Here is a 19,984-nt window from a genome sequence, read left to right as displayed (position 1 = left end):
CCCGGCGGGGCCCGCGGTCACTCCCGGCCGAGCCCGGCCTCCACGTCCCTGACCACCCGCCACATCGGGGTGCCGCGGCGGGTGATGACGACGACCACGTCGTCCTCCTCCTGCGCCGCATCGGCCGGGGCGTTCGAGGACCAGGCCCCGGTCACGTAGGCCAGCGCGTGGTCCATCTCCACCGAGGCGTCGCCCTTGCCGTCGGCGCGCAGCCACGAGCGCAGCGCGTGGTTGTGCGCGGCCACCACGGCCGAGGCGACCACGTCGGCGCGCAGGGTGCCGTCGCGGCGGGCCGCGAAGCGGCCGCGCAGATAGGCGGCGAGGGTCCGCTCGTAGCGCCAGACGACCGAGAGCTCGTAGGTGCGCAGCCCGGGGACCTGCTTGGTGAGGCGGTAGCGCTGCACCGAAAAGGTGGGGTTCTCGGCGTACATCCGCAGCACCAGGCGGGCGGCGTCGCAGACCCGCACCACGGGGTCGTCGCCGTCCTCGCTGGCCTCCAGGAAGGCGGTCATGTCCGCCAGGCACTGCTCGTGGTCGGGGAAGACCACGTCCTCCTTGGAGGGGAAGTAGCGGAAGAACGAGCGGCGGCCGACGCCGGCCACCCGGACGATGTCGTCGATGGTGGTCTGCTCGTAGCCGCGCTCCAGGAACAGCTGGAACGCCGCCGCGATCAGGGAGTCCCGCATGGCGGGCTTCACGGTGGCCGCGGCGTCCGGCTCGGGCTTCTGGGCGTCGGTCATGGCGTGAACTTAGCACCGACCCGGGCCGAATGGCACTCAGTGCTGCTGCCAACCGGCATCAAGGCCCCCACTGCCCCGGCCACGTGCCCTGGCGGATGGCTCTGACTGAGAGCTAATATCGATGACATGGCCACCCAGGACCCCTCGGGCGAGCTGGCCGAGCTGCTGGTCGGCATCCAGCGGCTGCTGCGCCGGCGGTTGCGCCGCGGACTGACCGTGCCGCGCCTGCGCGGCGCGCAGGTGGAGCTGCTGCGGCTGGTCGCGGCCTCCCCCGGCATCCGGGTGTCCGCCGCGGCCCGGGAGCTCTACCTCGCCGGCAACTCCGTCTCCACGCTGGTCAACCAGCTCGTGGCGGCCGGCCTGCTGCGGCGCGAGACCGACCCGGACGACCGGCGGGCCGCGCGGCTGCACACCACGGACGAGGCGGTGGCCAGGCTGGGCGCCTGGGACGCCCGGCGCCGCACCCTGGTCGGCGAGCAGTACGCCCGGCTCCCGGCCGCCGACCGCGACAGCATCGCGGCGGCACTGCCCGCCCTGCGCCGGCTGGCGGCGGGGCTCCGCGAGGAAGGGGACACGCCATGAGCGCGGAACGAGGTGCACCGTCGGCGGCCCCGCCGGGGGCCGGCCTCGCGGTCGACTGCACGGGGCTGGCCTACTCCTTCGGCGACACCCGGGCGGTGGACGGGCTGGACCTGGCCGTGCACGGCGGCGAGGTGTTCGGCCTGCTCGGGCCGAACGGCGCCGGCAAGACCACGGCGATCCGGGCGATCACCACGCTGCTGCCGTCCGGGGCGGGGATGGTCCGGGTGTTCGGGCACGACTGCGCCCGGGAGCCGATGGCCGTCCGCCGGCTGCTCGGCTACGTACCGCAGCAGCTGTCCGCCGACGCCAACCTGACCGGGCGCGAGAACGTCGACCTGTTCGCCCGGGTCTTCGACGTGCCGCGCCGCGAGCGGGCCGCCCGGGTCGCCCAGGCACTCGCCGCGGTCGACCTCGCCGAGGCCGCCGACCGGCTGGCCGGCACCTACTCCGGCGGCATGGTCCGCCGGCTCGAACTCGCCCAGGCGCTGGTCAGCGCGCCGCGCCTGCTCATCCTCGACGAGCCCACCATCGGGCTGGACCCGATCGCGCGGGACGGCGTCTGGGACCGGATCCACCGGGTCCGGGCGGCGACCGGGATGACCGTGCTGGTCACCACCCACTACATGGAGGAGGCCGACGAGCACTGCGACCGGATCGGCCTGATGCACCGCGGCCGGATCCGGGCCGTCGGCACACCCGAGGAGCTGCGGGCCGGGCTGGCCCGCGAGGGCGACCGCGCACCGACCCTGGAGGACGTCTTCCGCCACTACTCCGGCAGCGCGCTGGCCGGTGGCGGCCCGGACGAAGGAGGCGATTTCCGCGATGTCCGACGCACCCGCCGTACCGCGTCCCGGGTCGGCTGACCCGGTGCCCGACCTGGACCTGCTGCTCCGTCCGCCGCCGGCCCGCCCGGCCTGGCGGGTGGTGCCGGCCCGCACCTTCGCGATGTGCGCGGTGGAGCTGCAGAAACTCCGCCACGACCGCAGTGAGCTGTACACCCGCGCGGTGCAGCCGGCCCTCTGGCTGCTGATCTTCGGCGAGACCTTCACCCGGATCCACGCCGTACCCACCGGCGGCATCCCGTACCTCGACTTCCTGGCACCGGGGATCATCGCCCAGTCCGCGATGTTCATCGCGATCTTCTACGGCATCATGATCATCTGGGAGCGGGACTCCGGCGTCCTCACCAAGCTGCTGGTCACCCCGACGCCCCGGGCCGCGCTGGTCACCGGCAAGGCGTTCGCCGCCGGGGTGAAGGCGCTCGTCCAGGCCGCCGTGGTGGTGCTGATCGCGGCACTGCTGGGGGTCGCGATGACCTGGAACCCGCTGCGGCTGGCCGGGGTCGCGGTCGCCGTGGTGCTGGGATCGGCGTTCTTCTCCTGCCTGTCCATGTCGATCGCCGGGATCGTGCTGACCCGGGACCGCCTCATGGGCATCGGACAGGCCATCACCATGCCGCTGTTCTTCGCCTCCAACGCGCTCTACCCGGTGGCCGTCATGCCGGGCTGGCTCCAGGCCGTCAGCAAGGTGAACCCGCTCAGCTACGAGGTCGACGCCCTGCGCGGCCTGCTCCTCGGCACCCCCGCCCACCTCGGCGCGGACTTCGGCGTCCTGGTGCTGGCCGCCGGGGCCGGCATCGCCGCCGCCTCCGCCCTGCTCGGCCGCCTCGCCCGCTGACCCGGACCCGCCGCACCGGCGGGCCCGGTGCACCGGCCGCCCGGCGCACGGGCGGCCGGACCGGGGGCCGCCCACCCCCTAGACTGCGCGCCATGAACGCCATGCCGCAGGAGCAGCTCGAACGCCTGGTCGCCCTCTCCGCCGGGAGCTACCTCCTGGTCACCACCTACAAGAAGGACGGGACGGGCGTGCCGACCCCCGTCTGGGTGGTGCGCGACGGCGACGCGCTGGGCATCTGGACGGTGGCGGACTCCTGGAAGGTCAAGCGGATCCGCAACCGCGGCGACGTCCTGGTCGGCCCGTGCGACGTGCGCGGCAACCCGACCGGCGAGCAGGTGCCGGCCACCGCGGAGATCTGCGCCCCCGAGCGGACGGCCGCCTACCGCACGCTGCTGCGCCAGAAGTACGGACTGCTCGGGGTCGTCACGCTGCTCGGCAGCCGGATCCGGCGCGGTGAGCACGGGACGGTCGGTATCCGGATCACCCTGAAGGGCTGACTCCCGGGCCGGCGCAGCGGGTTGGCGGCAGCGCCGACCGGCCACCCGGGGTCCGACGGGGTGGCCGCGCGGCGGTAGCATGCGGCCGCCCCGGCCAGAACCGGGCACGGCGCCGGTGCGTCTCGGAATCCAGCGGTTCCGCAGACCCGCGCCGACCGGACGACCCGAAGGGCTGACTCGTGATGACTCGCCGCCGCTCCCTCGCCGCCGCTCTCGCCCTCGCCGCTCCCCTGGTGGTGGCCGGCTGCAACGACCCCTCCGGTGGAGCGGGTGACGCCACCGGCATCACCGCGGTCTCCGCCCCGCCCTCGTCCGCCGCGACCGCCTCCGGGGCGGCCACCGCAGCCCCGACCACCGCGACCGGCACCCCGCGGCCGAGCGCCACCCGGACCGGGGCGACCCGCTCGCCCCCCCCCACCGCGGGCGGCGGCGGGGGCGGCGGCTCGGAGTTCTGCATCAACCCGGTGCTGAGCGTCACCAAGTCCACCGCGGACGGCGCGGCGGGCACCCTGGTGCAGCGGTTCGTGCTGACCAACACCGGCTCGGCGCCCTGCTCGATCCACGGCCGGCCCACCGTCGTCCCGTACGGCCCGTCGCTGCCGGTCATCTCGGTCGGCGCCATCCCGGCGGGCTTCGGCGGGCTGGGCGGCAGCGGCGGCACCCTGGTGCTGCCGCCGGGCGGCACCGCCGCCTTCTTCCTCAAGTGGAGCGACGTGCCGGTCGGCGACGGCCCGTGCCCGCACGCGGCCGGCTTCGCCTTCCGTGCGCCGCTGGACCCGCTGGCCGACGCCGACAAGAACGTACCGTTCGCCTTCCAGCCCTGCGGGTCGTCGGTGCAGGTCTCCGAGGTGCTGCCCGCCTCCGTCACCGGCTGACGTCACCGGCCGGCCCGGCACCGCACCGGCCGACACCGCCGGCCGGCCGGTGCCGCACCGCGGGCGTCACCCCCGGAAGGCCTCCGGGCGCTCCGGGGAGGCCTTGGCGAGCGCCTCGGTGACCGCGTCGACGCCCGCGCGCAGCCCGTAGACCGGCGAGTCGGGCTGCTGGCGCCAGGACTCGTCGAGGCCGCCCGCGTCCACCGTGTCGAAGCCCAGCTCGTCGATCAGGGCCCGCACGGCCCGCTTGGCCGCCTCGTCGTCGCCCGCCACCGGTAGCGCCATCCGGTCGGGGTCGCCGGCGGGCAGCGGCCGGTCCAGGAGGTCCTGGGCGTAGGTGCCGTTGAACGCCTTCACCACCGGGTGGCCGAGGTGCTGCTCCGTCCAGCGGCTCTCCGTCAGGCCGTCCTCGATGGCGGCGATCCGGCCGTCGCGCTGGCGCGGATAGTAGTTGCCGGTATCGATGACGACCACGCCCTCGGCCGCCTCGTCGAACAGGCCCGACGGCAGGTCCGGCACGGCCTTCAGCGGAACGGTGACGACCACGACCTGGGCACCGCGGGCCGCCTCGGCCACCGCGACCGGGGTCGCTCCGGTCTCCTCCGCCAGTGCGGTCAGCGTCTGCGGCCCGCGCGAGTTGGCGACCGCGACCTCGTGGCCGAGGGCGGTCAGCCGCCGGGTGAGGTTGCCGCCGATGTTGCCCGCGCCGATGATGCCGATCTTCATGCCGTCCTCCAGTGCCGTGCGGCCGGTGTACCGCACCGGACCCCAACCGCCCCGTCCCGCCGCCTATTTCCGCCGGCACGGATTCACTCGGACGAGGGATGCGGGCACGGACCGGCGGCCGGCGGGGTCGCGGCCTGACGGACCGTCGGCACCCTGCCGGGGCCGGCCGGCCCCGGCAGGATCCCCGACCCGCATCCGATCGATCACCCTGCGTAACCTTCCGAGTGGCGCGTGAGCGGCTCGGGACACCGGCCCGGCCCACCGCCCGGCCTGCCGGGTGCCTGACAGCTTTGTCCGCCGGCGGGCCATTCAGCGCCTCTTCTTGCGGCCTGGGGCCCCTTGCACAGGAAGAAAATCCGCCGTATACGATCGCTACTGGATTATCTTCCCCTCCGATGGGTACCGGCAGCGCGTTCGACGGTGCACTATGGAAGCCAGACGTGCCGTCCCCGCCACTACCGACAGATACCTCCCCACTCCCCCAGGGCCCGGCCGGCACGGCGTAGCGCGGGTCATCCCCGGCGGCCACCCATCGCCGGTCCGCCGCTCGGCGGCGGTACCCGCGCAGACGCGGAGGAGTGCGGGCGCACTCCCGGATCACCCCCGGGCGACGCCTCCTCGCCACGCGACCCGTCGGCGCGGACGCCGCAGCGGCCGCGGCCGGGAGACCGCCGAGCGGTCCCGTCCCGGTCCGCACGCCGCCGCCCCGGCCGCCCGGCCGGTGCCGGCGCAGCGTTCACGAGGGCGAACGCACGACCCCCGCTCAGTGAGGAGCGACGATGACCGCCAAGCAGGACCCCCACACACCCGCCGGCACGGCGGCGTATCTGCGCTGCTACCCGTACGACCGCTGGCAGGTGGACTTCCACGTCCGCGCGATGGAGGAGCACGCGCACCGGCTCGGCCTGCAGTACCCGCAGCTCTTCCTCGACAACGGTGTGTCGTCGCGGGCCGTCCGGCCGCAGCTGAAGGCCCTGCTCTCCCAGGTGGCCATGGGCCGCTTCAGCACGGTGCTGATCCCCGGCCGGTGGACGTTCTCGCTGGACGACCACACCTCGGCGGCGGTCATGGGCTTCCTGCACGAGATGGGCACCACCGTGGTGGAGCTGCCCCGGCGCCGCTCGGCTCCCCGCACGGCCTGATCTCCGGAAATTCCCGGGCACCCGGCAGGACCGGGCGCCCGGTTCGGCGTGTCACGGCCGCGCAGTGCCCCCTGACGCCCGGCAGGCGCCCCGCGTACGGCGGGCCGGCCCCGGGCGGGCCCGGCCGGCCTTGGCAGCCGCCGCCGCTCCCCGTAGAGTCCTGGCGATCATGGGACGCCGCACCCCGGCCGGCGCGGCCGCCCCCGCCGCCTCCCCGGACGCCCAGGAGACCCCGAATGAAGCTGCTCCGTGTCGGCCCCGCCGGCGGCGAACGACCCGCCCTGCTCGACGCGGCGGGCCGCCTGTACGACCTCTCGGGGCTCACCGACGACATCGACGGGGCATTCCTGGCCTCCGGCGGCCCGGAGCGGGTGCGGGCGGCGCTGGCGGTCGGGCGGCTGCCCGTACTGGACGGGGAGGGGCTGCGGATCGGCGCCCCGGTGGCCCGGCCGGGCAAGGTCGTCTGCATCGGGCTGAACTACCGCGACCACGCGGCGGAGACCGGCGCGGCGGTCCCGTCCCGGCCGGTGGTCTTCCTGAAGGACCCGTGGACGGTGGTCGGTCCGAACGACCCGGTGCTGATCCCCCGCGGCTCCACCCGGACCGACTGGGAGGTGGAGCTGGCGGTGGTGATCGGCCGCACCGCCCGCTACCTGGACTCCCCCGCCCGCGCGGCCGAGGTCATCGCGGGCTACGCGATCAGCCACGACGTCTCCGAGCGGGAGTTCCAGTTCGACTACTCCGGCCAGTGGGACCTCGGGAAGTCCTGCGAGACCTTCAACCCGCTCGGGCCCTGGCTGGTCACCCCGGAGGACGTCCCGGACCCCCAGGCCCTGGCCCTGCGGCTGAGCGTCGACGGCGTGCTGCGCCAGGACGGCAGCACCAAGGACATGATCTTCGACGTCCCGTACCTGGTCTGGTACCTCAGCCAGTACCTGGTGCTGCACCCCGGCGACGTGATCAACACCGGCACCCCGGCCGGCGTCGCCCTCGGCCGGCCCGACACCCCGTACCTGCGCCCCGGCGACACCGTCGAGCTCACCGTCGACAGCCTCGGCCGGCAGTCGCAGACCTTCGCCGCGGCCTGAGCCGCACGCGGGCGCCACCGCAGGGATCGCCCCGTCCGGAGATCCGCGACATCCGCCGGCGGCGGCCGACCGGACGGTACCTTCGGGACGGGCAGCGCCGTCGCGGGACGGACGGCGGGTGCATGACGGGCGGTCAGGCGGCCCGTGCGCCGGCCGGCGGCCCCCGACCGAGGAGGTGAGCCGATGCGCGTCGCCCTGTTCATCACCTGCTTCAACGACACGCTGTACCCCGGCACCGGGCGGGCCGTGGTCCGGCTGCTGGAGCGGCTCGGCCACCGCGTCGACTTCCCGCAGGCCCAGACCTGCTGCGGGCAGATGCACTACAACAGCGGCTACCGGCCGGACGCGGTGCCGCTGGTGCGGCGCTTCACCGAGGCGTTCGCCGGGTACGACGCGATCGTCACGCCGTCCGCCTCCTGCGCCGGGACGGCCCGCCACCACCACGCCGTGCTGGCCGCCGGGTCCGGTGATCGCGCGCTCGGCGCAGCGGTCGCCGCCACCGCACCGAAGGTGTACGAGCTCACCGAGTTCCTGACCGACGTGCTCGGGGTGACCGACGTGGGCGCCCACTACCCGCACCGGGTCGCCTATCATCCGACCTGCCACTCGCTGCGGGTGCTGCACCTCGGCGACCGGCCGCTGCGGCTGCTGCGCGCCGTGTCGGGCATCGACCTCGTCGAACTGCCGGCCGCCGACTCCTGCTGCGGCTTCGGCGGGACCTTCGCGCTGAAGAACGCCGACACGTCCACCGCGATGCTCGCCGACAAGATGCGGGCCGTCCTCGACGTCGGCGCCGAGGTGCTCTGCGCCGCCGACAACTCCTGCCTGACGCACATCGGCGGCGGCCTCGCCCGGCTGCGCACCGGGGTGCGGACGGTCCACCTGGCGGAGATCCTGGCCCCGGCGGAGGGTGTGGCGTGAACACCGTCTGGCTGGGCTCGCCGTCCTTCCCGGAGGCGGCCCGCACCGCGCTCGCCGACCCGGTGCTCCGCCGCAACCTGCGGCGCGCCACCGGCACGATCCGCGACAAGCGGCTCGCCGTCACCGCCGAACTCGACGACTGGGAGCGGCTGCGCGAGGCCGGCGAGGCCATCAAGCGCCGTACCCTGCGCCATCTCGACCACTATCTGGAGCAGTTGGAGCGCGGTGTCACCGCGGCCGGCGGCACCGTGCACTGGGCGCGCGACGCGGCCGAGGCCAACCGGATCGTCACCGGCCTGGTGCGGGCCACCGGCGAGCGCGAGGTGGTCAAGGTCAAGTCGATGGCCACCCAAGAGATCGGCCTGAACGAGGCGCTGGCCGAGGCCGGCATCGCCGCCCACGAGACCGATCTCGCCGAGCTGATCGTGCAGTTGGCCGACGACCGGCCCTCGCACATCCTGGTGCCGGCGATCCACCGGGGCCGGGCCGAGATCCGGGACATCTTCCGCACCAGGATGGCCGCGTACGGGCGGCCGGCGCCCGACGGCCTCACCGACGAGCCCCGGGCGCTCGCCGAGGCCGCCCGGCTGCACCTGCGGGAGAAGTTCCTCCGGGCGAGGGTCGCCGTCTCCGGCGCCAACTTCGCCGCCGCGGACACCGGGACGGTCGTGGTGGTGGAGTCCGAGGGCAACGGGCGGATGTGCCTGACCCTGCCGGAGACGCTGATCACCGTGATGGGCATCGAGAAGGTCGTCCCCGCCTTCACCGACCTGGAGGTCTTCCTCCAGCTGCTGCCGCGGTCCTCGACCGGCGAGCGGATGAACCCGTACACCTCGATGTGGACCGGCACCGCGGACGGCGACGGGCCGCGGGACTTCCACCTCGTCCTGCTCGACAACGGCCGGACGGCGACGCTGGCGGACCCGGTCGGCCGCCAGGCGCTGCACTGCATCCGCTGCTCGGCCTGCCTGAACGTCTGCCCGGTGTACGAGCGCGTCGGCGGCCACGCGTACGGCTCGGTCTACCCCGGTCCGATCGGCGCGGTGCTGACCCCGCAGCTGGTCGGCGTGGAGCACGCGGCGTCGCTGCCGTTCGCCTCGACGCTCTGCGGGGCCTGCTACGAGGCCTGCCCGGTGCGGATCGACATCCCGGAGGTACTGGCCCATCTGCGGGCCGCGGTGGTGGCCGCCGAACGGGCCCGCCGCCGGGTGCCGTCCGCCGAGGCGCTCGCGATGCGGGCCGCCCGGGCGGTGCTGGAGTCGCCGGGCCGGTTCGCCGCCGCACAGCGCGCGGGCGCCCTCGCCGCCAGGCTGCCGGGTCTGCCGCCGCGGCGGCTGCCCGGTCCGCTCGGCGGCTGGACGGACGCCCGGGACGTCCCGGCGCCGGCCGCCGAGTCCTTCCGCGCCTGGTGGCGGCGGACCCGCGAGCAGGAGGGGCAGGGCGAGTGAGCGCACGCGAGGAGGTCCTGCGGCGGATCCGGGAGGCGCTGGGCGACGTCCCGGCCGGAGAGCGGCCGCAGGACGTGGCGGTGCCGCGCGGCTACGCGCCGAGCCACGCGCAGGGCGTCCCGGCCGACCTCTTCGCCGGGCGGGTCGCGGACTACCGGGCGACGGTGGTGCGCTGCGGGCCGGACGGCGTCGCCTCGGCCGTCCACCGCCTGCTCGCCGACCGCGGTGTGCACCGGGCGGCCGTCGCGCCCGGCCTGCCCGCCGAGTGGCTCCCGCCCGGCGACCTCGTGGTCGACGAACCTCCGCTCAGCACAGCCGAGTTGGACGGCACCTCCGCGGTGGTGACCACGGCGGCGCTGGGCATCGCGGTCACCGGCACCCTGGTGCTGGACGGCGGGGCCGGCCAGGGCCGGCGGGCGCTGACGCTGCTCCCCGACCACCATGTGTGCATCCTCCCGGAGGAGTCGGTGGTCGGCGACCTCCCCGAGGCGCTGGCCCGGCTGGACCCGGCCCGCCCGTTGACCTTCGTGTCCGGGCCGTCGGCCACCAGCGACATCGAGCTCGACCGGGTCGAGGGCGTGCACGGGCCGCGGGTGCTGGACGTCGTCCTCGTCGCGCCGCGCGGCACGCCGTGACGGCGCCCTCCTGCCGGTCGTCCGGCGGCCGTGGCCCCGAATCCGCGGTCCCGGCCGCCGTGCGGGGTATGACTGGTGGATGCGGGCCGGTCCGGCGGCGCCGCGACCTCGGGAGGCCCCATGCACGACGACCGCACGCTGGTCGAGGCCCGGCTCCGCCGGGTGCTGGAGGAGCGGATCCGCCCCGCGGTGTACCCCGAGTCGGTACCGCTGCGCGTGGGCATGTGGATGGCGCCGGACGAGCCGGTGCCGGTCGCCGAGGGGCTGGCCGCCGCGCGCCGTCCGATCGCGGTCGGCGACGCCTGGGGCCCGCCATGGACGACCTGCTGGTTCACCGTGCGCGGCCGGGTGCCCGAGGAGTGGGCGGGCCGGACGGTGGAGGCGCTGCTCGATCTGGGCTTCGACGCCGGGATGCCCGGCTTCCAGTGCGAGGGGCTGGTGTACCGGCCGGACGGCACGCCGGTGAAGGGGCTCCACCCGGACAACCAGTGGGTGCGGATCGCCGGGCCGGCGGCCGGCGGGGAGGAGGTGCTGCTGCACGTCGAGGCGGCGGCCAACCCCGTGGTGATGGGCCACCACCCGTTCGCCCCGACCCCGTTGGGTGCGAAGGAGACGGCCGGGACGGGTCCGCTGTACCGGCTGAACCGGATGGACCTGGCCGTCCTCGACACCACCGTGTGGGAGCTGGTGCGGGACCTGGAGGTGCTCGGCGAGCTGATGGCCGAGCTGCCGGCCGACGGCGCCCGCCGCTGGGACGTCCTGCGGGCGGTCGAACGGGCCCTGGACGCGGTGGACCTGCAGGACGTCAACGGCAGTGCCGCGGCCGCCCGGGCCGAACTGGCCGGGGTGCTCGCCGCCCCCGCCGCGCCCTCGGCGCACCGGATCAGCGCGGTCGGGCACGCCCACATCGACTCCGCCTGGCTGTGGCCGCTGCGGGAGACCGTCCGCAAGGTCGCCCGGACGGCCGCCAATATGACCGCCCTGCTGGCCGAGGAGCCGGACTTCGTCTACGCCATGTCCCAGGCGCAGCAGTACGCGTGGCTCAAGGAGCACCGTCCGGAGGTGTTCGCGAAGGTTCGGGAGGCGGTCGCCGCGGGGCGGTTCGTCCCGGCCGGCGGGATGTGGGTGGAGTCGGACACCAACATGCCGGGCTCGGAGGCGATGGCCCGTCAGTTCGTGTACGGCAAGCGGTTCTTCCTGGAGGAGTTCGGGCTGGAGAGCCGGGAGGTCTGGCTGCCGGACACCTTCGGCTTCGCGGCCGGGCTGCCGCAGATCGTCCGGGCGGCCGGGGCGCGCTGGCTGCTGACCCAGAAGATCTCCTGGAGCCAGGTCAACACCTTCCCGCACCACACCTTCTGGTGGGAGGGCATCGACGGGACGCGGATCTTCACGCACTTCCCGCCGGTGGACACCTACAACTGTGCGATCCGCGGCCGCGAACTCGCCCACGCCGCCCGGACCTTCCGTGAGAAGGGCGCGGCGCGGCACTCGCTGGCACCGTCCGGCTGGGGCGACGGCGGGGGCGGCACCACCCGGGAGATGGTGGCCAGGGCGGCCCGGGTGCGCGATCTGGAGGGCTCGCCGGTCGTCCGCTGGGAGAAGCCGGAGGAGTTCTTCGCCCGAGCCGAGGCGGAGTACCCGCAGGCGCCGGTCTGGGTCGGTGAGCTCTATCTGGAGCTGCACCGGGGCACGCTGACCAGCCAGGCCCGCACCAAGCAGGGCAACCGGCGCTGCGAGAACCTCCTCCGGGAGGCCGAGCTGTGGTCCGCGACGGCCGCCGTCCGGGCCGGACTCCCCTACCCGTACGAGGAGTTGGACCGGATCTGGAAGACGGTGCTGCTGCACCAGTTCCACGACATCCTGCCCGGCTCGTCCATCGCGTGGGTGCACCGGGAGGCCGAGCGGACGTACGCGGCCCTCACCGAGGAGCTGGCGGGGCTGATCGGCCGGGCACTGCGGGCACTGGCCGGGGACGCCTCGGCGGCCACCGAGGTGGTGTTCAATGCGGCGCCGCACGAACGGGCCGGGGTGCCGGCCGGGGGCGGCGCCCCGGCGCCCGCCGCGGGGCCGGGCGGCTGCCGGGCGGCGGCCCGGGAGGGCGGCGGGTACGTGCTGGACAACGGCCTGCTGGCGGTCGCGGTGGACGGCCGGGGCCTGGTGGTCTCGGTGCGCGCGGCGGCCGACGGGCGGGAGGCGGTGGCCCCCGGTGCCGCCGCCAACCTGCTGCAGCTCCACCCGGACTTCCCGAACATGTGGGACGCCTGGGACGTCGACCGGTTCTACCGCAGCACGGCGACCGACCTGACCGCCGTGGACGAACTGGCGGTGGCCGAGGAGTCGGCGCAGGCGGTGTCGGTACGGGTGGCCCGGTCGTTCGGCGCGTCCTCGGTGGTCCAGACGCTCACCCTCACCGCCGGCTCGCCCCGGCTGGACATCGCGACCGAGGTCGACTGGCACGAGACGGAGAAGTTCCTGAAGCTCGCGTTCCCGCTCGACGTGCACGCCGAACGGTACGCGTCCGAGACCCAGTTCGGGCATCTGCACCGGCCCACGCACACCAACACCTCGTGGGAGGCGGCGAAGTTCGAGGCGTGCAACCACCGCTTCGTCCGGCTGTCCGAACCGGGCTGGGGGGTGGCGCTGGTCACCGCCTCCACCTACGGGCACGACGTCACCCGCGACGTCCGGCCGGCCGACCGGGGCACCACCACCACGCTGCGCGCCTCGCTGCTGCGGGCGCCGCGCTTCCCCGACCCGGAGACCGACCAGGGGGTGCACACCTTCCGGCACGCCCTGGTGCCGGCCGCGGACATCGGCGACGCCGTCCGGGAGGGCTACCGGATCAATCTGCCGGAGCGCCGGGTGCCCGGGGACGCCGTGGTCGCGCCGCTGGTCGCGGTGGACGCGCCCGCCGTGGTGGTCAGCGCGGTCAAGCTGGCCGACGACGGCAGCGGCGACGTGGTGGTGCGCCTGTACGAGTCGCTGGGCGGCCGGGCGGAGGGCCGGCTGAGCGCCTCGTTCGCGTTCGGCGAGGCGCTCGTCTGCGACCTGCTGGAGCGGCCGGTGGCCGAGGAGCCGTCCCCGGCGCGGGCCGGGGACGGGGTGGTGCACCTGCGGCTTCGGCCGTTCCAGCTGGTCACACTGCGGCTCGTCCGGGCGGGGGCCGCGGCGTGACACCGGGGGCTATCGGTCGAGTCCACGCTCGTGCAGCGCCGCCCACACCGTGTCCCGCAGGAAGGGAGCCTCGGTGAAGCGGATCCCGGTCGCGTCCCGCAGCGCGTTGGCGAACGCCGGCGGGACGGGGTTGAACGGGCTCTCGCTCATCGACTTGGCGCCGAGCGGGCCGATCGCGTCCGAGGTCTCGCTGAAGTGCACCTCGGTGCGCGGCACATCGGCGTAGGCCGGCAGCCGGTAACGGCGGAAGGCGGCGGTGGTCACCTCGCCCCGGTCGTCCAGCAGGATCTGCTCGAAGAGGGTGGCGCCGAGCGCCTGGGCGACTCCGCCCTCGACCTGGCCGCGGCACTGCAGCGGGTTCATCACCCGTCCGGCGTCGGCGCCGTGGACGCTGCGCAGGATCCGGATCTCGCCGGTGCCGGGGTCGACGGCGATCCGGAACCACTGCGAGTTGAAGGCGATCGAGCGCGGTGAGCCGCCGAAGTGGCCGTCTGCGCTCAGCTCGACGCCGCTGCTCTGCGCGGCCTCGAAGACCTCCTTCAGCGGGACCGTCCGCCCGTCGCACTCCACCGCGTCGGCGGAAAGCCGGAGTTGGCTGCTGCGCGGGGTGCGCGCGTACTCGGCGGTGAAGGAGAGGATCCGCTCGGCCAGGGCGTCGGCGGCCTTCATCACGGCCTTGCCCGCGACCACGGTGCCGGCCGAGCCGAACGCACCGGTGTCGTGCTTCACCACATCGGTGTCGGACTGCCGGATCGCGATCCGGTCGACGGTGGTGCCGAGCGCCCCGGCGGTGATCTGCTTGTGCACGGTGGTGGTGCCGTTGCCGAACTCGGCGGTACCGACGGCGATGTCGTACGTACCGTCCGCCAGCAGCGAGACGGTCGCGTCGGCGATGTGGCCGCCGGGTGGGCCGCAGGCGATCGCCGACATCGCGAAGCCCTGGCCCACCAGCCAGCCCTCGGGGGCGAGTTCGGCACTGGTGTCGTCGGCGAGGGCGTTCCGGACGACCTGCAGGCACTGGTCGAGGCCGTAGCTGGCGATGTGGAGGTCCTCCTCCTCGCCGAGCGGGCCGTCCATGTGCTCGCCCGGGCCGATGATGTTCCGCTCCCGGAGCACCAGCGGGTCGATGCCGAGCCGCCGGGCGAGTTCGTCCATCGCCGACTCCACGGCGAAGGTGACCTGGCCGAGCCCGTAGCCGCGGAAGGCACCCGCCGGCACGCCGTTGGTGTAGACGGAGTAGGCGTCGACCTTCTTGTGCGGCGCCCGGTAGATGCCCATCGACTCACCGACGCTGTGGAACATGACCGCCGGCCCGTGGTTGCCGTACGCGCCGGTGTTGGCGACCACTCGGAACTGGACGGCCGTCAGGGTGCCGTCGCTCTTGGCGCCGAGTTTCACGGTGATCCGGAACGGGTGGCGGGTGGTGGCACCGTAGAACTGCTCGGGGCGGGTGAACTCCAGCTTCACCGGCCGGTGCAGCTTCATCGCGGCGAGCACCGCGATGTCCTCGGTGAGCATCTCCTGCTTGCCGCCGAACCCGCCGCCGACCCGGCCCGTGACCACCCGGACCCGCTCCATCGGCAGGTCGTACAGGTCGCACAGCGCGCGCCGGGTGAGGAACGGCACCTGGGTGCTGGAGCGGACGACGATCCGCTCCTCGCCGGCCTTGCCGTCCTCCCCGACGGGCCGCTCGAACCAGACCACGCAGCCGTGCGTCTCCAGGCTGCCGTGCTGCACCCGCTGGGTCCGGAAGGTCTCCTCGTGGACCAGGTCGGCCTCGGCGAAGCCCCGTTCGACGTCGCCCATCTCGCCGTGCGCCTCGCCGCAGACGTTGTTCTCGGCACGGGCGATCCGGGTCTCCGGGCCCTTGGGGTGGATCACCGGCGCGCCGGGCAGCATCGCTTCCTCCGGATCGAGGACGTACGGGAGTTGCTCGTACTCGACGACGATCCGCCGGCAGCCCTCCTCGGCGGCGCCCTCGCTGTCGGCGACCACGGCCGCCACCCGCTGCCCGACGAACCGGACCACGTCGTCCAGCACCCGGGTGTCGTCCGGGTCCTCGGTGGGGTGCTCGTGGCGGGCCGAGGAGTAGAGCTTCGAGGGGGCGTCGTGGTGGGTGAGGACGGCGTGCACCCCGGGCACCCGCAGCGCCGCCGTGGTGTCGATGGAGACGATCCGGGCGTGCGGGTGCGGCGAGCGCAGCAGCTTCATGTGCAGCAGGCCCTCGACCTCGACGTCGAAGGTGTACCGGGCGGTGCCGGTGACCACCAGCGGCCCGGCCGGGGCGCCGAGGCTGCGGCCGACGGCCTGGCCGGCGGCGGGCTCCTCGGTGTGCCGGACGCCGCACACCGCGTCCTCGATCGCCCGGTAGCCGGTGCAGCGGCACAGGTTGCCCTTGAGCGCGCGCGGCAGGTCGGCGCGCTGCTCGTCGTCGAGCGCGGAGGCGGTCATCAGGAATCCGGCCGTGCAGAAGCCGCACTGGAAGCCCTGGGCGTCGAGGAACTGCTGCTGCACGGGGTGGAGTTCGCCGTCCCGGGCAAGCCCCTCGACGGTGGTGACCGAGCGGCCCTCGGCCCGGACGGCGGGGTAGAGGCAGCTGTGCACGGGCGCGCCGTCGACCTGGACGGTGCAGGCGCCACAGTCGCCCGCGTCGCAGCCCTTCTTGACGCCGAACCAGCCGCGCTCGCGCAGGTAGGTGCGCAGGCACTGGCCGGGGCGCGGTGCGGTGTCGAAGTCCTGGCCGTTGACGCGGATGCCGAAGCTCATCGGTCGCCCTCCTCGGTGAGTTCACGGCGGATCTCCTCGGCGAACCGGAACGTCATGTGCCGTCGCCAGGTGGGGAGTCCGTGGATGTCGTCGAAGTACTCCTCGGGCCGGATCCGGTCCCCCACCGCCTCGCGGACGGCCGCGGCGGTCGGCCCGGGCGGGAACCAGAGCCGGATCGGCCGGACGGTGGAGGCGGTGACGGTGACGGTCAGCGAGCCGTCCTGCGGGTCGAGGGTGCCGATCAGCAGGGCCGCGGAGCGGCCGAGCCCGTACAGCGAGGCCTGCCGGAACGCGGTGCGGCAGGCCAGGGCGCGGGCCGGCAGGGTGATCGAGCGGAGCAGTTCGCCGGGTTCCAGCACCTTCACCCCGGCGCCGGTCACGAAGTCGGCGACCGGGACCGTGCGGACGGCACCGGTCCGGGCGCGCAGCAGGCAGACGCCGTCGAGGGCGGCGGTCAGCGAGATCATCGGGCCGGCGGGCAGGCCGTTGCAGAGGTTGCCGCCGACGGTGGCCATGTGCCAGATCTTCCAGGAGGCCAGGAAGGCCCGGCAGCACTGCTCGACCAGCGGGGCGGCCGTCCAGGCGGCCTGCCGTCCGTGCCGGGAGAGTTCGGCGACGGTGCAGGTGGCGGCGATCTCCAGGCCGCCGTCGGCGGTCCCGGCGAGCGGCGTCCAGCCCATCCGGCTGAGGTCGAACAGCCGCCGCAGGTGGGTCTGGGGTTCGGAGAACAGGTAGGTGCCGCCGCCCAGCCAGGCGTCGCCCGGCTCCCAGGCGCCGGCGCGCCGGGCGTCGCGCACCTCCATGACCGTGTTCAGGTCCACGTTGTCCCACCGTCCTCGGCTGTTCGTTACGGCGATTGAAGCCAACGGCGGACGGCCCGGACGAGTGGTCGGCCGCACGGGCCCCGGGCTGCGGCGCTGGATGATCGACCAGGTGGGAGCGGGTGCGGTCGGACGCGCGAAGGCCCCGCGGGGCCGGCCGCCGGAGTGCGGCGGCCGGGCGCGGGGCCTGCGGTGCCCCCCGCGGCGCGGGGAGCGGTCGGTGTCAGCCGAGGGTGGCGATGGCCTCGTTGAAGACCTTCGACGGCCGCATCACGGCGGCGGCCTTGGCCGGGTCGGGCTGGTAGTAGCCGCCGATCTCGGCGGGCGAGCCCTGCACGGCGATCAGCTCGTCGACGATGGCCTGCTCCTGCTCGGCCAGGGTCTTCGCCAGGTCGGCGAAGGCCGCGGCGAGCTGCGCGTCGGCGGTCTGCTTGGCCAGCTCCTGGGCCCAGTACAGGGCCAGGTAGAAGTGGCTGCCGCGGTTGTCGATGCCGCCGAGCTTGCGGCTGGGCGACTTGTCCTCGTTGAGGAAGGTGCCGGTGGCCCGGTCCAGGGTGTCGGCGAGCACCTGGGCGCGCGCGTTGCCCGTGGTGGTGGCGAGGTGCTCGAAGCTGACGGCCAGGGCGAGGAACTCGCCGAGGCTGTCCCAGCGCAGGTAGTTCTCCTTGACCAGCTGCTGGACGTGCTTCGGGGCGGAGCCGCCGGCGCCGGTCTCGAAGAGGCCGCCGCCGTTCATCAGCGGGACGACCGAGAGCATCTTGGCGCTGGTGCCCAGCTCCAGGATCGGGAACAGGTCGGTCAGGTAGTCGCGCAGCACGTTGCCGGTGACCGAGATGGTGTCCTCGCCGCGGCGGATGCGCTCCAGCGAGAACGCGGTGGCCTCGACCGGGGAGAGGATCTCGATCTGCAGGCCCTCGGTGTCGTGCTCGGGCAGGTACGCCTTGACCTTGGCGATCAGCTGCGCGTCGTGTGCGCGGCCCTCGTCCAGCCAGAAGACGGCCGGGACGCCGGTGGCGCGGGCGCGGGTGACGGCGAGCTTGACCCAGTCGCGGATCGGCAGGTCCTTGGTCTGGCACATCCGGAAGATGTCGCCGGCGCCGACGGCCTGCTCCAGGACCACGGCGCCGGAGGCGTCGACGACCCGCACCGTGCCGGTGACCGGGATCTCGAAGGTCTTGTCGTGGCTGCCGTACTCCTCGGCCTTCTGCGCCATCAGGCCGACGTTGGGCACCGAGCCCATGGTCGACGGGTCGTACGCGCCGTGGGCGCGGCAGTCGTCGATGACGGCCTGGTAGACGCCCGCGTAGCTGCTGTCCGGCAGGACGGCGAGGGTGTCGGCCTCCTGGCCGTCCGGGCCCCACATGTGGCCGGAGGTGCGGATCATGGCCGGCATCGAGGCGTCGACGATGACGTCGGACGGCACGTGCAGGTTGGTGATGCCGCGGTCGGAGTCGACCATGGCGAGGGCCGGGCCCTCGGCGATCTCGGCGTCGAAGGAGGCCTTGATCTCGGCGCCGTTCGGCAGCGACTCCAGGCCCTTGAAGATGCCGCCGAGGCCGTCGTTCGGGGTCAGGCCGGCCGCGGCGAGGTCGCCGCCGTACTGGGCGAAGGTGTTCGGGAAGAACGCGCGGACGACGTGGCCGAAGATGATCGGGTCGGAGACCTTCATCATGGTGGCCTTGAGGTGCACCGAGAACAGCACGCCCTCGGCCTTGGCGCGGGCGACCTGGGCGGCGAGGAACTCGCGCAGCGCGGCGACGCGCATCACCGAGGCGTCGACGACCTCGCCGGCCAGCACCGGGACCTTCTCGCGCAGCACGGCGGTGGAGCCGTCGTCGCCGTGCAGCTCGATGCGGAGCGTGCCGGCCTCGGCGACGACCGCGGACTTCTCGGTGGAGCGGAAGTCGTCGACGCCCATGGTGGCGACGTTGGTCTTCGACTCGGAGGTCCAGGCGCCCATGCGGTGCGGGTGGGCCTTGGCGTAGTTCTTCACCGAGGCGGGGGCGCGGCGGTCGGAGTTGCCCTCGCGCAGGACCGGGTTGACGGCGCTGCCCTTGACCTTGTCGTAGCGGGCGCGGGTCTCGCGCTCCTCGTCGGTCTTCGGGTCGTCCGGGTAGTCCGGCAGGGCGTAGCCCTGGCCCTGGAGCTCGGCGATGGCCGCCTTGAGCTGCGGGATGGACGCCGAGATGTTCGGCAGCTTGATGATGTTGGCGCCCGGGGTCTTGGCGAGCTCACCGAGCTCGGCGAGGGCGTCGGCGATGCGCTGGCCCTCCTCGAGACGCTCGGGGAAGCTCGCGATGATGCGCCCGGCGAGGGAGATGTCGCGGGTCTCCACCTTGACGCCCGCCGTCGAGGCGTACGCCTGGACCACGGGCAGGAACGAGTAGGTCGCCAGGGCGGGGGCCTCGTCCGTGTGCGTGTAGATGATGGTCGAGTCAGTCACCGGTGCTCCGCTTTCACGTCTACAACATCTCGAAACGTCTCGACATCAAGATATCTCGTGATCGCCCCTCCCGGACACCACCCCCCGTGACGAGTCTTCGCCACCGCCCCCGCGAAGGCCCCCGGGCGGCTGCTCCGCCCGGCTGCGACCGGCTAGGAGGCGGGCAGGTCGAGCGCCCGGACGGCCTGCGCCACCCGGTCCAGCAGCGCCGTGTCGCCCGTCCGCTCCAGCCGGTCGAGCAGGGCGGCGACCTGCGGCCCGTCGCCGGCCCGGACCGCTCCGCAGATCCGGGCCGCGAGGTCCTCGCGGGCGCGCCGCCGGGGCGCCCCCCGCCCGCCCGTCCGACCCCGCGGGGCGCCCCCCCGATACGCCCCCGGGGGGCGGCGGCCATCCCCCGGGCGGGGCGCGGGCGAAAGGCGGCCCTGGGCCCCGCGGGCGACAGTGGTGGC

Annotated in this window: 16 protein-coding genes and 1 pseudogene; 11 read left to right on the top strand and 6 right to left on the bottom strand. The window is 74.4% G+C overall.

Annotated features, from left to right (window positions below; genetic code table 11):
- Positions 1–17 precede the first annotated feature (17 nt).
- Complete coding sequence (locus ACFV0G_RS15230; RefSeq protein WP_380546740.1) at positions 18–686, bottom strand: TetR family transcriptional regulator; 669 nt, start codon at positions 684–686, stop codon at positions 18–20.
- 180 nt (positions 687–866) lie between these two features.
- Here ACFV0G_RS15230 and ACFV0G_RS15225 point away from each other — a divergent pair, with 180 nt between their 5' ends.
- The 5 genes from ACFV0G_RS15225 (at position 867) to ACFV0G_RS15205 (ending at position 4,371) form a co-directional block, all read left to right on the top strand.
- A complete protein-coding gene (locus ACFV0G_RS15225; protein WP_380546736.1) occupies positions 867–1,322 on the top strand; it encodes a MarR family winged helix-turn-helix transcriptional regulator in 456 nt (151 codons plus the stop codon).
- Entirely contained in the window at positions 1,319–2,185 is an 867-nt protein-coding gene (locus ACFV0G_RS15220) for an ABC transporter ATP-binding protein (protein WP_380546734.1), read from the top strand. Before ACFV0G_RS15225 ends, ACFV0G_RS15220 begins: the two co-directional genes overlap by 4 nt.
- Positions 2,145–2,999, top strand: a complete 855-nt coding sequence (locus ACFV0G_RS15215; protein ID WP_380546732.1) for an ABC transporter permease — start codon at positions 2,145–2,147, stop codon at positions 2,997–2,999. Before ACFV0G_RS15220 ends, ACFV0G_RS15215 begins: the two co-directional genes overlap by 41 nt.
- 92 nt (positions 3,000–3,091) lie before the next feature.
- On the top strand, positions 3,092–3,496 hold the full coding sequence (locus ACFV0G_RS15210) for a PPOX class F420-dependent oxidoreductase (protein ID WP_380546730.1): 405 nt from the start codon (positions 3,092–3,094) through the stop codon (positions 3,494–3,496).
- A 182-nt stretch (positions 3,497–3,678) separates the two neighbouring features.
- Positions 3,679–4,371 (top strand): DUF4232 domain-containing protein, encoded by a 693-nt coding sequence (locus tag ACFV0G_RS15205; protein ID WP_380546738.1) that lies wholly within the window; start codon positions 3,679–3,681, stop codon positions 4,369–4,371.
- 66 nt (positions 4,372–4,437) lie between these two features.
- On the opposite strand, the gene ACFV0G_RS15200 is transcribed toward ACFV0G_RS15205, so the two are convergent.
- Positions 4,438–5,097 (bottom strand): NADPH-dependent F420 reductase, encoded by a 660-nt coding sequence (locus ACFV0G_RS15200; protein ID WP_380546728.1) that lies wholly within the window; start codon positions 5,095–5,097, stop codon positions 4,438–4,440.
- Positions 5,098–5,876: 779 nt separating this feature from the next.
- Here ACFV0G_RS15200 and ACFV0G_RS15195 point away from each other — a divergent pair.
- From ACFV0G_RS15195 to ACFV0G_RS15170, 6 genes are all read left to right on the top strand, one after another.
- On the top strand, positions 5,877–6,239 hold the full coding sequence (locus tag ACFV0G_RS15195; RefSeq protein ID WP_380546726.1) for a hypothetical protein: 363 nt from the start codon (positions 5,877–5,879) through the stop codon (positions 6,237–6,239).
- A gap of 236 nt (positions 6,240–6,475) precedes the next feature.
- Positions 6,476–7,327 carry a fumarylacetoacetate hydrolase family protein gene (locus ACFV0G_RS15190; protein WP_380546724.1) on the top strand — a complete coding sequence of 284 codons (852 nt, stop codon included), beginning with the start codon at positions 6,476–6,478 and terminating at the stop codon, positions 7,325–7,327.
- Between the two features lie 183 nt (positions 7,328–7,510).
- A complete protein-coding gene (locus tag ACFV0G_RS15185) occupies positions 7,511–8,248 on the top strand; it encodes a (Fe-S)-binding protein (RefSeq protein WP_380546722.1) in 738 nt (245 codons plus the stop codon).
- Positions 8,245–9,696 (top strand): LutB/LldF family L-lactate oxidation iron-sulfur protein, encoded by a 1,452-nt coding sequence (locus ACFV0G_RS15180; RefSeq protein WP_380546720.1) that lies wholly within the window; start codon positions 8,245–8,247, stop codon positions 9,694–9,696. Before ACFV0G_RS15185 ends, ACFV0G_RS15180 begins: the two co-directional genes overlap by 4 nt.
- On the top strand, positions 9,693–10,331 hold the full coding sequence (locus tag ACFV0G_RS15175; protein WP_380546717.1) for a lactate utilization protein C: 639 nt from the start codon (positions 9,693–9,695) through the stop codon (positions 10,329–10,331). Before ACFV0G_RS15180 ends, ACFV0G_RS15175 begins: the two co-directional genes overlap by 4 nt.
- A gap of 120 nt (positions 10,332–10,451) precedes the next feature.
- The gene (locus ACFV0G_RS15170) at positions 10,452–13,505 is read left to right on the top strand and encodes an alpha-mannosidase (RefSeq protein ID WP_380546715.1); all 3,054 of its coding nucleotides are present in this window, start codon (positions 10,452–10,454) and stop codon (positions 13,503–13,505) included.
- A gap of 9 nt (positions 13,506–13,514) precedes the next feature.
- Here ACFV0G_RS15170 and ACFV0G_RS15165 read toward each other — a convergent pair whose 3' ends face one another.
- The 4 genes and pseudogenes from ACFV0G_RS15165 to ACFV0G_RS15150 all read right to left on the bottom strand — a co-directional run.
- On the bottom strand, positions 13,515–16,271 hold the full coding sequence (locus ACFV0G_RS15165) for a molybdopterin-dependent oxidoreductase (protein ID WP_380546713.1): 2,757 nt from the start codon (positions 16,269–16,271) through the stop codon (positions 13,515–13,517).
- Entirely contained in the window at positions 16,268–17,092 is an 825-nt protein-coding gene (locus ACFV0G_RS15160) for an FAD binding domain-containing protein (RefSeq protein WP_380546711.1), read from the bottom strand. Before ACFV0G_RS15160 ends, ACFV0G_RS15165 begins: the two co-directional genes overlap by 4 nt.
- 223 nt (positions 17,093–17,315) lie before the next feature.
- Positions 17,316–19,535: an NADP-dependent isocitrate dehydrogenase gene (locus ACFV0G_RS15155; protein ID WP_380546709.1), complete on the bottom strand. Its 2,220-nt coding sequence runs from the start codon at positions 19,533–19,535 to the stop codon at positions 17,316–17,318.
- Positions 19,536–19,687: 152 nt separating this feature from the next.
- Positions 19,688–19,984 (bottom strand): annotated as a pseudogene (locus ACFV0G_RS15150) (hypothetical protein); the annotation flags it as partial.

Source organism: Kitasatospora sp. NPDC059571, from assembly GCF_042735675.1.
Taxonomy (GTDB): domain Bacteria; phylum Actinomycetota; class Actinomycetes; order Streptomycetales; family Streptomycetaceae; genus Kitasatospora.
The sequence above is the reverse complement of the archived record's forward strand: the minus strand, read 5'-3'. Positions and strand labels throughout refer to the sequence as shown.

Bases quoted from the DNA above. Each gene is read 5' to 3' on its own strand.
- ACFV0G_RS15215 (WP_380546732.1), top strand. From the start codon at position 2,145: ATGTCCGACGCACCCGCCGTACCGCGTCCCGGGTCGGCTGACCCGGTG.
- ACFV0G_RS15225 (WP_380546736.1), top strand. From the start codon at position 867: ATGGCCACCCAGGACCCCTCGGGCGAGCTGGCCGAGCTGCTGGTCGGC.
- ACFV0G_RS15190 (WP_380546724.1), top strand. From the start codon at position 6,476: ATGAAGCTGCTCCGTGTCGGCCCCGCCGGCGGCGAACGACCCGCCCTG.
- ACFV0G_RS15220 (WP_380546734.1), top strand. From the start codon at position 1,319: ATGAGCGCGGAACGAGGTGCACCGTCGGCGGCCCCGCCGGGGGCCGGC.
- ACFV0G_RS15210 (WP_380546730.1), top strand. From the start codon at position 3,092: ATGAACGCCATGCCGCAGGAGCAGCTCGAACGCCTGGTCGCCCTCTCC.
- ACFV0G_RS15185 (WP_380546722.1), top strand. From the start codon at position 7,511: ATGCGCGTCGCCCTGTTCATCACCTGCTTCAACGACACGCTGTACCCC.
- ACFV0G_RS15165 (WP_380546713.1), bottom strand. From the start codon at position 16,271: ATGAGCTTCGGCATCCGCGTCAACGGCCAGGACTTCGACACCGCACCG.
- ACFV0G_RS15200 (WP_380546728.1), bottom strand. From the start codon at position 5,097: ATGAAGATCGGCATCATCGGCGCGGGCAACATCGGCGGCAACCTCACC.
- ACFV0G_RS15205 (WP_380546738.1), top strand. From the start codon at position 3,679: ATGACTCGCCGCCGCTCCCTCGCCGCCGCTCTCGCCCTCGCCGCTCCC.
- ACFV0G_RS15195 (WP_380546726.1), top strand. From the start codon at position 5,877: ATGACCGCCAAGCAGGACCCCCACACACCCGCCGGCACGGCGGCGTAT.
- ACFV0G_RS15230 (WP_380546740.1), bottom strand. From the start codon at position 686: ATGCGGGACTCCCTGATCGCGGCGGCGTTCCAGCTGTTCCTGGAGCGC.
- ACFV0G_RS15170 (WP_380546715.1), top strand. From the start codon at position 10,452: ATGCACGACGACCGCACGCTGGTCGAGGCCCGGCTCCGCCGGGTGCTG.